We start from the raw sequence: 14822 nt of genomic DNA on the forward strand, positions 1-14822 counted from the left end.
CTTCTCCCAACGGGAGAAGGGATAACGCCGATTAGAGGGGGATGATATTTCATGTGTTCATGCGCATCTATCAACCTGTTTACCCTATTTATCCGAAACTTACCGATTGTCAGGCTTATGTTAACGGGACAGCAGTGACACCAGGTATAAAATCACAGCCCATCGAATCACATCAACACAGTTGCCATTTTGTAATGCCTGGGATATGTTGTGCCTTACTTCCGGTACAAGCACTAGATATAGTGGTTGTGGAAACAGGGAACCCGGTGTGAATCCGGGACTGTCGCGCAGCGGTATTGGGGAACGAAAGCTACAGCGCATTGCGCAGGCACTGCTCAAACGAGTGGGAAGCCGTAGCCGTAGACTGGTCAATCTTGACCATGCCCCTGAGTCCGAATACCTGCCGGAGTGGTGAATCTGCCGCGGTTAGCCGTGCGGATTCGTTAACCGGGCCTCGCGTAAGGTCACAGGTTGAGCGCGCTGTTCCGGGCGAATGCCCACCGTTACTGCCCTCAATCCCTGTCCGCCCGCTGGCCCCTGGAATGATCAAACCACGAGGGCCAACATGCATACTAACGCGCCATTAGCAGCCACTTCGCAGACCACGACGCAAGTCGCCTGCCACCATCAATATGACGTGATCCGCCGTAACGGCGAGTTAACCCGCTTTGATGCGGGCAAGATCCACGTTGCTATCAGCAAGGCCTTTTTGGCCGTCGAGGGCAGCGCCGCCACCGATTCACGCCGTATCCGCGAAACGGCGGAACAACTCACTGATCAGGTGGCCGAGGGCCTGTTCCGTCGCTTGCCCGCGGGCGGTACGGTGCACATTGAAGATATCCAGGATCAGGTGGAACTGGCCCTGATGCGTAATGGTCAGCACAAGATTGCCCGCGCCTACGTGCTGTATCGTGAAGAGCACGCCCGCCAACGCCAGACTGATGAAGGTGATGCGGGAGAAGCGGCCCGTAGTCGTATCAACATCACCCTGACGGATGGCCGACAGCAAGCACTTGACGAAGCACAACTCAAAACCATCATCGCGGAGGCCTGTGCCGGCCTGGACGATGTGATGGGTGACATCATTTTGCATGAGACACTGCGCAATCTGTTTGACGGTATTTCGGAGCAGGATGTCGCCAGCGCCCTGGTGATGAGCGCGCGGACTCTAATTGAGCACGAACCCAACTATTCCTACGTATCGGCACGCTTGCTGTTAGACAGCTTGCGCCAGGAGGTGACTGCGTTTTTACACAATGGGCCACAGGGGCATGTGAACCAGAATGACATGGCGCAACGTTACCCGGAGTACTTTGCTGATTACATCAAGCGTGGGGTGGCGTTGGAGTTAATTGATCCCGAATTGTCACGCTACGACCTGAACCGGCTGGGGCAGGCCATCAAGCCGGAACAGGATTTGCAGTTCACCTACCTGGGTCTGCAAACATTGTATGATCGTTATTTTATTCACAGCGATAACCAGCGCCTTGAGTTGCCACAGGCCTTTTTCATGCGTGTTGCCATGGGTCTGGCGATCAACGAGGTTGACCGCGAGAGCCGCGCAATAGAGTTTTACGAATTGTTATCGTCGTTCGATTTCATGAGTTCCACACCGACGCTATTCAATTCCGGGACGTTGCGTCCACAGCTTTCATCCTGTTATCTCACCACTGTACCCGATGACCTGGATGGTATCTATAGCGCCATCAAGAACAACGCCTTGCTGTCCAAGTTTGCCGGCGGACTGGGCAATGACTGGACCCCGGTGCGAGGACTTGGCGCCCATATAAAGGGAACCAATGGGAAATCGCAAGGTGTAGTGCCATTTTTGAAAGTAGCTAACGATACTGCAGTGGCAGTCAACCAGGGCGGCAAGCGCAAAGGGGCAGTGTGCGCCTACCTGGAAACCTGGCATATCGATATCGAGGAATTCCTGGAACTGCGCAAGAATACGGGTGACGAACGGCGTCGCACCCATGATATGAACACGGCCAATTGGATACCCGACCTGTTTATGGAGCGCGTTGCGGAACAACAGCAGTGGACGCTGTTTTCTCCTAACGACACACCGGACCTGCACGAGTTGACAGGAGAAGCCTTCCGCCACCGATACGAGGCATATGAGGCTATGGCCGATTGTGGTGAAATCACGATATTCAAACGTCTTGATGCCGAAAAACTGTGGCGCAAGATGCTGGGGCAATTGTTTGAGACCGGTCATCCGTGGATCACCTTCAAGGATCCCTGCAACATTCGTTACACCAATCAACATATGGGCGTCGTGCACAGTTCAAATCTGTGTACGGAAATTACCCTGCACACTTCGGAAAAGGAAATCGCCGTGTGTAATCTAGGCTCGGTGAATCTGGCGGCCCATGTGTCGGCAGATGGCCTGGATATGGAAAAACTGGAACGCACCATCAGTACTGCCATGCGCATGTTAGATAACGTTATTGAATACAACTATTACGCCGTGCCAGAGGCGCGTAATGCCAATCTTCGTCATCGCCCGGTGGGGCTGGGGATAATGGGCTTTCAGGATGCCCTGTACAAACAGCAGCTTGCCTATGCCTCGGTAGAGGCGGTCGAGTTTGCCGACCGATCCATGGAGGCGGTTTCCTATTACAGCATTGCCGCTTCTTGTGACCTGGCGCAGGAGCGTGGTCGTTACTCCTGTTTTGACGGTTCGCTATGGAGTCAGGGAGTGTTGCCCCATGACTCGCTCGACAGGCTCAAGCAGGCACGCGGACGCTTTCTGGAAGTGGATGAAACCACCAGCCAGGATTGGGATACGTTGCGCAAGCGCGTGCAGCAGACAGGCATGCGTAACTCGAATTGCATGGCCATTGCACCGACCGCGACTATCTCCAATATCTGTGGTGTTTCACAGTCTATTGAGCCGACCTATCAAAACCTGTTCGTAAAATCCAACCTGTCCGGTGAGTTTACCGTGGTCAACACGTATCTGGTGGACGATCTGAAAAACGAGGGCCTGTGGGATGAGGTTATGGTCAATGACCTGAAATATTTTGACGGCTCGGTGCAGGCCATCGATCGTATTCCCGAAGTCATTAAGCAAAAATACGCGACAGCCTTCGAGATCGATTCACGTTGGCTGATCGAAGCGGCGTCACGGCGACAGAAATGGCTGGACCAGGCACAGTCTTTGAACCTCTACCTGGCCGAGGCCAATGGTAAGGCTCTGGACAATCTATATAAACTGGCCTGGTTGCGTGGTCTGAAAACCACTTATTACCTGCGCACCCTTGGCGCGACCCATATGGAGAAGACTTCTGCAAGTGCTGTTACCGCTGAGGCACCCATGGTCTGCTCCATTGATAATCCTGACTGCGAAGCCTGTCAATAATAAAAGGATTTCATCATGTTGAATTGGGATGACCCTTTAAAGAGCAACACGTTCGTCACGCAGCAAGACATCAAGCAGCCAGCGGTGCAGCAGCGGCTTGCTGAACCGGGGCAGGCTGACGACAACCGACTGGAGCCAATATGCGCAGATGACAAGCGCGTGGTTAATGGTATGGCGGATATCAACCAGCTGGCACCGTTCAAGTATCCGTGGGCATGGAAATATTTTCTCAATGCCAACAAAAATCACTGGACGCCACTGGATATCAATATGGCACAGGATGTCCAGGATTATCACCACAAACTGAACGAGGCCGAGCGTCATGTGTATGAAAATGTGCTTTCCTATCTGACCACTTCAGATATTCTGGCTATGCGCAATGTGGGACTGGCAGTGATGGACAAGATGAGTGCCCCGGAATTGCAGATATACCAGGCGCGACAGGTCTATGAAGAAGCCTTGCATACCTGGACTTACCAGCACTGTATTGAAACCATCGGTCTGGAACAGGGCGAAATCTATAACCGTTACCGCGTGGTGCCGGCGATCTATCAAAAAATCAAGATTGCCAATCAGCGCCTGAACTCTGTATTACGTCATGATATTGATCTGAATAATCGCGATGACCTGGGACAGTTTCTGATGTCCTATATATTTTTTGCGGCTGTCTTTGAGGGATGTTGGTTCTTCAATGGCTTCAGTCCGATATTCGCCCTGCAGCGTCGTGGCCTGATGAAAGGCACAGCAGAACAATTGCAATATATTATGCGTGATGAAGTCATGCATTGTGGTTTTGGTATACGCACTGTCAAACAGCTGATGATGGAAGAAGATATTTCGCCGGACGCCAATGACCTGCGTCAGATGTGGGATGAGGCAGAGGCCGCCGAACAGGCCTATGCCGATTATATCCTGCGAGAACCGATCCTTGGCTATAATGCTCAACATCATATTGAACAGTTCCGCTACATTGCCAATCGGCGTGCGCGCCAGCTGAATTTTGAAGAGCCTTTTCCCGGGGCACAGTGTGCGTTGACATGGCTGGATGAGCAGTCCAACATCCGTAAGGAGAAAAATTTTTTTGAAACGCGTGTTACCGAATATCAAACAGGGGGCGGTTTGAGCTGGGATTAACAGACGGCTAAGGAATAGCAAGTTTGTCAGCATAACCAGATGGCCTGGGCCGGACCGGTTTGTTACTGGCGGGATCCTGCCACGCATACCATATCTCGCGGCGTGGCAATCCTTGCGTATAGCAAAAGTCTATTTGTTGATGTGGCATGGCTGGTAGCCAGCATGAAGACGTGAAAAAGCCGCCTTAGTCATTCCTTTTTCCATACTAAAATTGTATGATTGGACGCAGTCTGCGGACCACCCATAAAAAATGCTTATTAAGAAATCGAACTTGTACCTTCTGGCTTTCCCAATTGCCCTGATGGGCGCCGTAGACATGTTGTTTGCCGGTATAGCCAGAGGATATGGTGATGAGCAGGTGCTTGCATTTTTTGAGCCGGGCCTGGCCTATTTAATCATCGCATCATTCTTTTTGCTGGCAGGCAAGGGCTTTGACCCTTCAAAAATAAGATATCGGGATACATTGTTTTTTGCCGTCATTACCTGGGTATTGATGGGATTGTTAGGGGCGGTTCCGGTGGCCTTTGTTACGCATGTCAGTGTAACCGATGCTGTATTCGAGTCCATCAGCGGACTGACAACGACTGGCGCAACAATCCTGACCGGGCTCGACCTGATGCCTGCATCCTTTCTCTTGTATCGACAATTTCTGCAATGGCTGGGCGGCCTGGGCATCGTTATCTTTGTGGTCGCTATCCTGCCGATGCTAAACGTGGGTGGAATGAAGCTCTTAAGGGCGGAGACACCGGGGCCGATGAAAGATGAAAAGCTTTCGCCCAGGATTGCGCATACAGCACATTACCTCTGGATCGTTTATGTATTGTTAACGATTATTTGCGCGCTCAGTTACTATCTTGCTGGCATGACGGCGTTCGACGCAATCGCTCATTCACTTACAACTATTTCCACTGGCGGGTTCTCGACGCATGATGCGAGTATGGGCTATTTTGACAGCTTCCTGGTGCTGCTGGTTGCCGATATATTCATGATCCTCGGCGCCATCAGTTTTGCCTTGCATTTCAAGGTATGGTCCAGGTTTCATCCTGCGGCTTACCTTCGAGATGAAGAGACCCGGGTTTTTATCATTATCATTGCCGTATTTTCCATAATAATATCAATTTCGTTAATAAATGCTTACCCGGAGATGGGAACATTATCCGCAGTCAGCAATGCCGTCTTTCACTTGATTTCATTCATAACCAGTACCGGCTATGGCGCTTCCGGCTTTACTGAATGGCCTGTTGCGCTAACCTTGTTGCTGGTTATTGCGGCCTATTTTGGAGGCTGTGCAGGCTCAACAGCCGGTGGCAACAAGATAATACGTAACATCATTACCGGAAAGTTGATCGGGCGTGAGATAAGACGTCTTATACACCCATCCGGTGTCTTTCATATAAAAATGAATAACCGATCGATGTCCAATGACATTATTGGCGCTACACTGGCATTTATGTTTATCTCGGCATTAACAACTGTGGTGTTCACTATTTTATTGATGTTTACGGGTCTCGATTTCTGGTCATCGTTAACCGCTGTAGCAGCCTGCATTAACGTATTAGGCCCTGCATTTGGAGAACTAGGGAGTAACTTTCAACCCGTTTCAGATGCCGGCACATGGATGCTTTCATTTGCAATGATCCTGGGAAGGCTTGAGTATTTCACACTACTGGCGCTGGTTCTTCCCGCCTTCTGGCGGAGATGACACCGGTCAGGAATTCCCGGTATTCTTCCCCGGACGCATCAATGATCAATACTGGTACAGAGTGTCGACAGTAATATTCCATACTGTAATGACCCCGTCTGGCGCAGGCTTGCCCGTAATCAATCCTGGTAACTGAATGTTTCAACTTATCCGTAACTGGCTGGACCGGCGCATTATCAAGCGTTCAACAATCACCCCTGCACAGTGGGCGGAGGCATTTGCCAACCTGCCATTGCTGGGCGGACTGACGAGGGCGGAGAGACAGCGTCTGCAGGAACTGGCTATTTTGTTTCTGCATCACAAGGTCTTCGAGGGCGCGCACGGTCTTGTGGTTAGCCAGGCAATGGCCTTAATCATTGCCCTGCAGGCCTGCCTGCCGGTATTAAAGCTGGGACTTGATGGCTATGATGGTTGGCGCGCGGTGATTGTTTACCCGGCCGGCTTTGCGCCACAACGCGTCGTGACGGATGAGTATGGCGTTGAGCATTTTGTGCAGTCCAGCCTGGCGGGCGAGTCCTGGTTGCGCGGGCCACTGGTACTGGCGTGGGATGAAAGCGAACGTGCCGGTATCATTGACGGTCATAACCTGGTCATTCATGAGTTCGCGCACAAACTCGATATGCAGAACGGGGTCGCCAATGGTTATCCGCCCCTGCATGCCGACATGGACTCAAGCGCCTGGGTCGAGGCCTTCAGCGCCGGTTTTGCCGACATCCAGCATAAATGCAGCCACGGCAAGGCCGTCGGTATCGATTGTTATGCCGCGACATCCCCGGCAGAATGCTTCGCAGTGTTGAGCGAGGTGTTCTTTGAAAAGCCTGCTGTCCTCCAGCGACACTATGCCGCGATCTATGAGCAAATGCGCCTGTATTATCGACAGGACCCGTTACTGAGACTGAGCCGTTTATGAGGCCCTGGATTTTACTCGATAGTGCCACTGTCCCCGGTGGCGGCGGGGAACTGCGCCTGTATCAACGTGGTGAAGAATTCTCGATCAAGATCGTTGGCCGCGGTGAATTGATGAACAGTCGCATGCACGGCTCCGAGGACGCACTTGCCGAACTGACCTGCGCCCGACTGGCGGCATGCCCGGCGCCGCGACTACTCATCGGTGGCCTGGGCATGGGCTTTACGCTGGCGGCGGCGCTGCAATATTTTCCTGAACAGACGGAGATTGTCGTCGCGGAACTGGTGCCGGCCGTGGTGACGTGGAACAAGGGCCCGCTGGGCACGCTTTCCGGTCAACCGCTCGCCAACCCACGGGTGAGCGTGCGCGCAATGGATGTTGCACGCATCCTTGAGACAGAAGAACAGGCCTTTGATGCTATCCTGCTGGACGTGGATAACGGCCCGGAGGGCCTGACGCGCAAGGAAAACGACTGGCTCTATAGCATGAACGGTTTGAATGCCGCTTATGCGGCATTGCGCCCGCAGGGGATCCTGGCGGTGTGGTCGGCGGGCCCGGATCAGAATTTCCAGCAGCGCCTGCACAAGGTCGGTTTTGCGGTCGAGGAGGTGCGCGTGCGTGCCCATGGCAAGAAGGGGGCGCGGCATATTATCTGGTTCGCCCGGCGTCCCGCCTAACCTGGTTACCCTTATATTTACTCCTTATATATAGACTAGACGTTTTCCCCAGCCGAAGCACCGGCTGTATCGTGAGCCGGCGTCTGACCGATATTGAAAGCTTTGCTACCGTGCTCCATGAAACGACAGCACGCACTTACACATCTAAAGGCAGCAGTGAGCAAACTTCGCGATAATATCAAATGACGATTTTGTGGCGTCAGCCATAATCATTTGATGCTCACGCTTGCGGGTATGATGATGTGCAGAGGTCCATCAGTGATGGGTTTTCATCCTCGCGGCTAACTGCTCCCTTATCTCGCGCAAACGTTTGCGGTAGGTCTCGTAATAACTCCTCGGCGTGGATGCGCTGTACGCACCATAATCGAAACCGTTTTTATGCACATAGTCCAGGAATTCTTTTTGCAGTTTTATCTGTACCTGAATGAGTTCGTTCGCCGGGTTATCCATGATCTTGTTCTCCTGTGATTGGCATCTGCAAAAGGCGGCCGGGCTGACTAAAGCGTTAACAGTCGGCAGGTCTGATATAAGACTTAATCTATACAATGAGTCGCAAAATGTCTGCCAGGTAGTATTACTATGATCAAAGGCTTTAAAGGAAATTTGTGCAGTCGGTAATACGGGGTAACGCCTATATTCATTATAAAACTGGTGGCTAAAGATTGAGTGCACTGGGCCCCTGTACGTGTTCGCAGATTTTTTTATGTTGACTTTACCGGCATGGGCACTGTCAAGCACGTTTTGCGGAGTCCTGGATAAATGGAATCAATCAATGGCATTACATGAGAACGATATCCGTGGTGTACCGTATTTCCCAGGGGTAGCAAGCGGCCGTCTGCAAAAGGGCGCGAGTGGTATGAATACGCAGAGCATTGTGCTGCTCTCGCAAGACGAGATAACCGCATACCCTGTCCTCCCGGCGGGCTTTATTGTTACTGAAGCCGCACCCTTTTCGCATACATTGATCGCCTTGCTTGGCCTCGGTGTGCCGACCGTATTGATCACTGCTCGACAGGCTGCAAGCCTCAAGCAAGGTGCGTTACTACAGATCGATGGTGCCAGCGGGAAGATCAGCGAAGGTATCGCTGAAGCCTCGCCGCCAGCTCCGCCTCGCCACCGAGATAACCGGCAGGACAAGACCGGCTCGCCGTTTCTGATGGCTGATGGTGTGGCAGTTAATTTGTGTGCCAGTGTGCGGCGGTTGACAGCTGTGAACCAGGCGGTAGCACAGGGGGCGACTTGCATCGGCCTGGTGCGCTCAGAATTCTTGTTGCCGATGAATGGCCGGCAGCCGAATCAGCCATTCTACCGCGAGACCTGCCGTGAGCTATGCGAGGCGGCCGCACCCTTGACGGTGACATTCCGGTTACTGGATCTGGCGACTGACAAAGTTCCCGGATGGGTGTCAAAATCAGCCATGACGAGCCAGGCTGTGGGCCTGCAGGGTGTGCGCCTCTACCATATAGATCCTGTCCGCACCGTGGTCGATGCACAGCTTGCCGCGCTCGCTGATTTGTCCGGTGAGTTTGTCTTCCGCTTGCTGGTGCCTTTTCTCGTCAGGCCGGAAGAGTACGCGTACTGGTTATCGGTTATCCGGCAACACTTACCCGATACTGTAGCGGTCGGCGCCATGGCCGAAACGCCTGCCGCTGTACTGGATATCGGGAGCTTACTCGAACAGGCGGATTTTGTCGCCATAGGCTGTAATGACCTGATGCAGGGTTTATTTTCCGCGGACCGGGACCAGCCTGCCTTACGGCACTATCTCGATCCGTATGCCCCTGTCCTGTACCGGCTTCTCCGCCAGGCAGCGGAACAGGCAGGTCGGTCATTGCCGCTTGTGCAGCTGTGCGGGGTGTTGTCGCAACTGCAGGGTGTCCTGCCTGTGTTGCTGGGCCTGGGATACCGTACATTTTCGGTAGATGCGCCGTTTATTCCCTATCTTGAGCAGGTTGTTGCAGCTAGCTCGCAGGCCGGGTGCGAGGCACTTGCTGGGCAGGTCTGTGCCGCAGCAAGCACGTACGAGGTGCTGGAGATACTGCAGCTACCGACGGACAGGCATCCACCATACCTGTCCTGAATGCGCATTTAGTCCTCTCGATGGTGCTTGAATGCATGCCAGACAGACTGCACATTGGCATGCGCATGTCGCATCACGAGTGTGATCGCGATTTCTTCAATGGCCGCGAGTGTCGCCACTATTGCCGCCACGTATAGCGGCCAGCGTGCCCAGTCAGAAAAGACGACAATATAAGCCAGTATGGATATAAACACGGCGGCCTTGACCGACCAGGTGTGATAGCTGGTCAGGGTTCTGAACTTGAGCAGGCCGACAATCACCGGCGCCGTAAAACTTGCGATAATGACCAGTATCGTTATTATTTCGTCGATTATAATGTCAGGCCAGAGCCACCAGGCAGCCACGATCAGTGTGCTGTAGATGATAAAATCACCAACACTGTCCAGCAGGGCACCAACATCTGTAAGCTGGTTTAACAGGCGCGCCAGAAAGCCATCGACTACATCGGTAAACAGGGTAAAAAGAACAGCCAGCATGTATAAAACGGGTTTCTGCTGCCAGGCCAGCCAGAGCAGGACCGGCGCCATCAATATGCGGATGAGGCTGATAAGGTTGGGCAGGGTGAGAAGGTCTTTTTTGTTAACCATAAAGCTCCTCGTCGATCATCCGGTAAGGCAGGGGGAGTCAAGAGTAAGGATTATCTTCCTGCGGCCTGGTCCGGCGTTGCCCTTTGGACTCTCTGCAGCTTGCGACGGCGGCTATGCAAGGAGGCTATCATAACCGATAGCCTTCTTTTCGCATACCGTAGGCTTCGACAAGTTGGTCAATAGCTGCCTGGTCGTAGGCACGCAAGCCACTTAAGACCATTGTCTTTTTTCCACTACCGACTATTTCATCGTCGGCATTGATGCAGAATTCCAGGCAGACACTGCCACGCTTGCCCTCGACGCTGAGGCTGGAGCGGCACAGTTCCAGTTGCGGGTCATTGATATCAAGACGCTGCATGTCGATGGTCATACTTTCATAGATGACCAGCGGTCGCTCGGGGTTGATCATGACCCCCTGTTCGGCCATGAGCGGGACCAGGATGAGGGGGAAGGTCTGGCCTGAAAATTCGACATAGCGACGGGTCAGGTTCTGGAGCAGTACCGGCTCACTCGAGCTTGCACCTTCTCGCTTGATGTCCAGGTAGTCTTTGCCCTCGCTGTCACGGATAGTGATCGATTCGGCATTGGCGTCGGGGAAGATCAGCTTAACCCCGTCACTGACCATGCCGAGGAAAGTAAAGTGCATATGCTGGCTGAGGCCGTACTGTTTCAGTACAAGGGCAAACAGCAGGTCACCGGGCACACAAAAGCGCTTTGCATCTTCATCGTGAATCGGGTTGAAATCGCCGGCGATGTACTTGGCGAAATGGCTGGCCTGCTGACGTGAAATGTGGATGGTTCCACTATTGTTTTGATAGTAATCGTCCAGAAACATGGTCCGTTCTCGGCTGTTTGTTTAGTAAAAAGGCAGATGACGTATTCTAAACCATGCCGGGGCCGGATGGGGGAAAATATGCCGGTTTATGTGCCCGGCAAGCTGTTCAGGAGCGGCTTTTGTCGAGGTAATATTTTATAAAGAGCCCGGTAATGACAATGGCGGAAATCAGCAGCGGTGGGCCATAGACCGAGATATCCAGCAGTTCACCAAGTGCACTATAGCTGGTGGCGGTGTAGATGACACCGGCATAGAAATAGGTCTTGATGCTGATACCGATGATCGTTGCGGGAATGAAGAGCAGCCACTTGATCCGCAGCATGCCGGCACTGTAATTAATCAGCGCATGTGGAAAGCCTGGCATGATGCGCATGGCGAGTACGGTAAAAAACTGGTCCTGTTTTTCCAGCAGTCGATATATATGCGAGTTCTGTACCTTATCGGACCACTCCTGGGTAAGTCTTGCGGAAAACAGGTACGCCGTCAGAGCCCCGAGCGTGGTACCCACGGTAAGAATCAAGGTAGCGGTGCCCGGCGGGTAAAGGGTGGCTGCCACCCACAGGAGTTGTGAGCCGGCAAGTGCGAAGGTAAACAACAGGACCTGCAATAGTATAATGACCAGGAACAGCCACCACTGATCAGCGAACCCACGGCCGATACGAATCAGTTCCTGCGGGTCGAGCAGGTCGAAGGCCTGCATGGTGACGCCGGCCGCTACCAGCAGCAAAAGGATAAGTAGTCTATACAGGTTCCTGTGCAATATCGGGCTCTCCATGAGGGTCAATGCCAGCATAGCATGCCGTGAACGGTGAGTTTAATCCTTCAGTGTGATCAAAACATGGTGATTCCCTGACGCGCAGCGCCATCGGCACGTCTCTATTGGACAATATTGGTGCGTTCTTTACTTTGTGTGCACCGTTATAAAATGATATGAATACATTGCCCTCTGGGTTTAGAATGTCCGCTTATGCATATTGTACTACTGGCACGCATAAATACGGGTTAATCAGTAAGCTGGTATAAACATTGCAGCTACCAACATAATAGGTGTGGGCAAACCAGGGTACGATTGGTCTGCCCGACACTGTCCTGGCAGGTGAGATATGAAACTAGCAATGGTAGGTTTGGGAAAGATGGGTGCAAACATGGTGCGTCGCCTGGTCGCAGATGGTCATGAGCTGGTTGTCTATAACCGGAGCATCGATACGGCACATGCCCTGGCTGCGGAATTCGAGCATGTGACCGCTGTGAGTAGCCTTGACGAACTGGTGGCCGCGCTGCCCGCGCCACGTGCCATCTGGTTAATGGTGCCACACCAGGCGGTGGATGAAAGCATTCATGAGTTGTTGGCAGCCGGTATCGAGAGAGGTGACTTGCTGGTCGATGGCGGCAATTCCAATTTCAATCTCAGCAAGCAACGCGCCGCGCATCTCGCTGCCTCGGGGATAGAGTTTGTTGACTCGGGCACCTCCGGTGGTGTTTGGGGACTCGAGAACGGCTACAGCATCATGGTCGGTGGCACGGATGCGGCGGTGGCCATGATCCGTCCTGCACTGGAATCCCTGGCACCGGCGAAAGACAGGGGCTGGGGCCACGTCGGTCCGAGTGGTGCGGGCCATTATGTGAAAATGGTCCATAACGGTATTGAATACGGCATGATGCAGGCCTTTGCCGAGGGCTTTGAATTACTCGAGGCCAAGAGCGAGATGGATCTCGACCTGCAGCAGGTTGCCGAGATCTGGCAGCATGGCAGTGTCGTCCGTTCCTGGTTACTGGACTTGATCGCTGATGCCTTTGCCCAGGACCAGGCACTTGAGTCGCTGAGTGATTATGTGGACGATTCGGGTGAAGGACGCTGGACGGTGCAGGATTCCATTGACCTCGCCGTGCCGACACCGGTACTGACCCTGGCCTTGCAAATGCGTTTTCGTAGTCGACAGCAGTCATCGTTTTCCGGCAAGGTATTAAATGCAATGCGTGCGGGCTTCGGTGGACATGCAATTAAACCGCCTGACTGAGCCAGGGGAGCGGCATGAACGAACGAGTAACCAGACAATGCCTCGGGGAACCGACCGAACCGACGAATATTGTCATTTTCGGTGCCGGTGGTGACCTGACCAAACGCAAGCTGATCCCGGCATTGGTCGAGATGCTGCACTGCGGCCTGTTACATCCGACGAGCTATATCATAGGTGTGTTGAAAGGCCGTACCTATAATGAATGGCTGGACTCGCTATATCGGGGCATACATAAGTATGCACCTGAAATCGACATGGAAGATCAGGAATGGCAGGACTTCATTGCCATGTTCAAGATGGTGCCTGGTGACCTGCAAGATGATACCACCTATGCGGAACTGGCAGACGCGCTGGAAACTATAAATGGCCATAGCAATGCACTGTTCTACTGTGCTGTCCCCCCGGAATGGTATACCACCATTGCCACTGGACTGCACAAGGCGGGACTTGCCGATGAGGATGCCGGTTATCGACGTATCGTGATCGAAAAGCCTTTTGGTATGGATCTCGATAGTGCCAGAAAGCTGAACGGCGAATTACAGAGAGTGCTTGATGAATCACAGATCTATCGCATTGATCATTATCTCGGTAAGGAAAGCGTCCAGAACCTGCTCATATACCGTTTTGCCAATAGTATTCTCGAACCATTATGGAATCGAAACTATATCGACCATATCCAGATCTCGGCTGCTGAATCAATTGGTATTGAATATCGTGCCAATTATTACGAAAAATCAGGTGCCTTACGTGACATGATGCAAAGCCACCTGATGCAGGTGATGACGCTGGTGGCAATGGAACCGCCGGTGGAGTTTACAGCTGACGCGGTGCGAGATGAAAAAATCAAGGTACTGCGCGCAGTGCGGTCATTCGCGCCGGAGAACATCAAGAAGCAGACTGTTGCCGCACAGTACAGTGCCGGCACAATAGATAATAATAGCGTCAATTCTTATGTGGCAGAGGATGGCGTGTCAGCGGATTCGGCTACCGAGACCTTTGCCGCGGCAAAATTCTATATTGATAACTGGCGCTGGCAAGGTGTGCCGTTTGTACTCTGGACCGGTAAGCGTCTACCGAGGCGGGTGTCCGAAATTGTGATCCGGTTTCGTACGCCGCCATTTAACATGTTTGATCCTGAGGGCAAGCCACCCCTGGCGAACGCACTCGTATTTCGTGTGCACCCCGATGAGGGGATTGCGTTGCGCATGAATGCCAAGGTCCCGGGCCTGACCACCGAGATGCGACGGAGTGTGATGCGCGCACCCTATGCTGAAGAGTGGGGTGATGTCTCTGATGCCTACGAGGTCTTGCTGCACGATGTCCTCATCGGCGATGCGACCCTGTTCTCACGTGCTGATGAGGTCGAGGAGTCCTGGTCGATCCTTGAGCCGATTCTGGAAGCCTGGAAAGATCGCATCGCTATTAACCGTTACCACGCCGGCACCTGGGATATCGAGGGTATGGATGAACTCTTTGCAGACTGTGTCCTGGGCTGGCACAAACCCATGTACTGAT

The 14822-nt window shown here is 52.9% G+C and carries 12 protein-coding genes and 1 riboswitch; of the genes, 8 read left to right on the top strand and 4 right to left on the bottom strand.

Annotated elements, in window-relative coordinates:
• Nucleotides 1-205 precede the first annotated feature (205 nt).
• Nucleotides 206-423, top strand: a riboswitch (cobalamin riboswitch).
• A 70-nt stretch (nucleotides 424-493) separates the two neighbouring features.
• The 5 genes from RQ738_RS01355 (at nucleotide 494) to RQ738_RS01375 (ending at nucleotide 7787) form a co-directional block, all read left to right on the top strand.
• A complete protein-coding gene (locus RQ738_RS01355) occupies nucleotides 494-3367 on the top strand; it encodes a ribonucleoside-diphosphate reductase subunit alpha (protein ID WP_409929510.1) in 2874 nt (957 codons plus the stop codon).
• Nucleotides 3368-3382: 15 nt separating this feature from the next.
• Nucleotides 3383-4501: a ribonucleotide-diphosphate reductase subunit beta gene (locus RQ738_RS01360; protein ID WP_314161583.1), complete on the top strand. Its 1119-nt coding sequence runs from the start codon at nucleotides 3383-3385 to the stop codon at nucleotides 4499-4501.
• Nucleotides 4502-4751: 250 nt separating this feature from the next.
• Nucleotides 4752-6203 (top strand): TrkH family potassium uptake protein, encoded by a 1452-nt coding sequence (locus tag RQ738_RS01365; RefSeq protein WP_314161584.1) that lies wholly within the window; start codon nucleotides 4752-4754, stop codon nucleotides 6201-6203.
• A gap of 136 nt (nucleotides 6204-6339) precedes the next feature.
• Nucleotides 6340-7113 carry a zinc-dependent peptidase gene (locus tag RQ738_RS01370; protein ID WP_314161585.1) on the top strand — a complete coding sequence of 258 codons (774 nt, stop codon included), beginning with the start codon at nucleotides 6340-6342 and terminating at the stop codon, nucleotides 7111-7113.
• Nucleotides 7110-7787, top strand: coding sequence for a hypothetical protein (locus RQ738_RS01375; RefSeq protein WP_314161586.1), 678 nt, complete (start codon nucleotides 7110-7112; stop codon nucleotides 7785-7787). The genes RQ738_RS01370 and RQ738_RS01375 overlap by 4 nt, the downstream gene beginning before the upstream one ends.
• A 255-nt stretch (nucleotides 7788-8042) precedes the next feature.
• Here RQ738_RS01375 and RQ738_RS01380 read toward each other — a convergent pair whose 3' ends face one another.
• Nucleotides 8043-8237: a hypothetical protein gene (locus tag RQ738_RS01380; RefSeq protein WP_314161587.1), complete on the bottom strand. Its 195-nt coding sequence runs from the start codon at nucleotides 8235-8237 to the stop codon at nucleotides 8043-8045.
• Between the two features lie 322 nt (nucleotides 8238-8559).
• On the opposite strand from RQ738_RS01380, the gene RQ738_RS01385 reads away from it, so the two are divergent.
• A complete protein-coding gene (locus tag RQ738_RS01385; RefSeq protein WP_314161588.1) occupies nucleotides 8560-9867 on the top strand; it encodes a putative PEP-binding protein in 1308 nt (435 codons plus the stop codon).
• 8 nt (nucleotides 9868-9875) lie between these two features.
• On the opposite strand, the gene RQ738_RS01390 is transcribed toward RQ738_RS01385, so the two are convergent.
• The 3 genes from RQ738_RS01390 to RQ738_RS01400 all read right to left on the bottom strand — a co-directional run bounded on the left by RQ738_RS01390 (nucleotide 9876) and on the right by RQ738_RS01400 (nucleotide 12064).
• Nucleotides 9876-10454: a CDP-alcohol phosphatidyltransferase family protein gene (locus RQ738_RS01390; RefSeq protein ID WP_314161589.1), complete on the bottom strand. Its 579-nt coding sequence runs from the start codon at nucleotides 10452-10454 to the stop codon at nucleotides 9876-9878.
• Between the two features lie 127 nt (nucleotides 10455-10581).
• Nucleotides 10582-11289 carry a DUF3581 domain-containing protein gene (locus RQ738_RS01395; protein ID WP_314161590.1) on the bottom strand — a complete coding sequence of 236 codons (708 nt, stop codon included), beginning with the start codon at nucleotides 11287-11289 and terminating at the stop codon, nucleotides 10582-10584.
• Between the two features lie 106 nt (nucleotides 11290-11395).
• Entirely contained in the window at nucleotides 11396-12064 is a 669-nt protein-coding gene (locus RQ738_RS01400; protein WP_314161591.1) for a VTT domain-containing protein, read from the bottom strand.
• Nucleotides 12065-12392: 328 nt separating this feature from the next.
• On the opposite strand from RQ738_RS01400, the gene gnd reads away from it, so the two are divergent.
• Entirely contained in the window at nucleotides 12393-13307 is a 915-nt protein-coding gene (gene gnd, locus RQ738_RS01405) for a phosphogluconate dehydrogenase (NAD(+)-dependent, decarboxylating) (protein ID WP_314161592.1), read from the top strand.
• Between the two features lie 14 nt (nucleotides 13308-13321).
• Complete coding sequence (gene zwf, locus RQ738_RS01410) at nucleotides 13322-14821, top strand: glucose-6-phosphate dehydrogenase (protein ID WP_314161593.1); 1500 nt, start codon at nucleotides 13322-13324, stop codon at nucleotides 14819-14821.
• Nucleotide 14822: the final 1 nt, after the last annotated feature.

It is taken from the genome of Sulfuriflexus sp., from assembly GCF_032250955.1.
Taxonomy (GTDB): domain Bacteria; phylum Pseudomonadota; class Gammaproteobacteria; order AKS1; family AKS1; genus Sulfuriflexus.

What these genes read in the sequence shown, in the direction of transcription:
- RQ738_RS01380 (WP_314161587.1), bottom strand. Translation starts at nt 8,237, where the DNA reads ATGGATAACCCGGCGAACGAACTCATTCAGGTACAGATAAAACTGCAA.
- RQ738_RS01395 (WP_314161590.1), bottom strand. Translation starts at nt 11,289, where the DNA reads ATGTTTCTGGACGATTACTATCAAAACAATAGTGGAACCATCCACATT.
- gnd (WP_314161592.1), top strand. Translation starts at nt 12,393, where the DNA reads ATGAAACTAGCAATGGTAGGTTTGGGAAAGATGGGTGCAAACATGGTG.
- RQ738_RS01400 (WP_314161591.1), bottom strand. Translation starts at nt 12,064, where the DNA reads ATGGAGAGCCCGATATTGCACAGGAACCTGTATAGACTACTTATCCTT.
- zwf (WP_314161593.1), top strand. Translation starts at nt 13,322, where the DNA reads ATGAACGAACGAGTAACCAGACAATGCCTCGGGGAACCGACCGAACCG.
- RQ738_RS01375 (WP_314161586.1), top strand. Translation starts at nt 7,110, where the DNA reads ATGAGGCCCTGGATTTTACTCGATAGTGCCACTGTCCCCGGTGGCGGC.
- RQ738_RS01365 (WP_314161584.1), top strand. Translation starts at nt 4,752, where the DNA reads ATGCTTATTAAGAAATCGAACTTGTACCTTCTGGCTTTCCCAATTGCC.
- RQ738_RS01390 (WP_314161589.1), bottom strand. Translation starts at nt 10,454, where the DNA reads ATGGTTAACAAAAAAGACCTTCTCACCCTGCCCAACCTTATCAGCCTC.
- RQ738_RS01385 (WP_314161588.1), top strand. Translation starts at nt 8,560, where the DNA reads ATGGCATTACATGAGAACGATATCCGTGGTGTACCGTATTTCCCAGGG.
- RQ738_RS01355 (WP_409929510.1), top strand. Translation starts at nt 494, where the DNA reads ATGCCCACCGTTACTGCCCTCAATCCCTGTCCGCCCGCTGGCCCCTGG.
- RQ738_RS01370 (WP_314161585.1), top strand. Translation starts at nt 6,340, where the DNA reads ATGTTTCAACTTATCCGTAACTGGCTGGACCGGCGCATTATCAAGCGT.
- RQ738_RS01360 (WP_314161583.1), top strand. Translation starts at nt 3,383, where the DNA reads ATGTTGAATTGGGATGACCCTTTAAAGAGCAACACGTTCGTCACGCAG.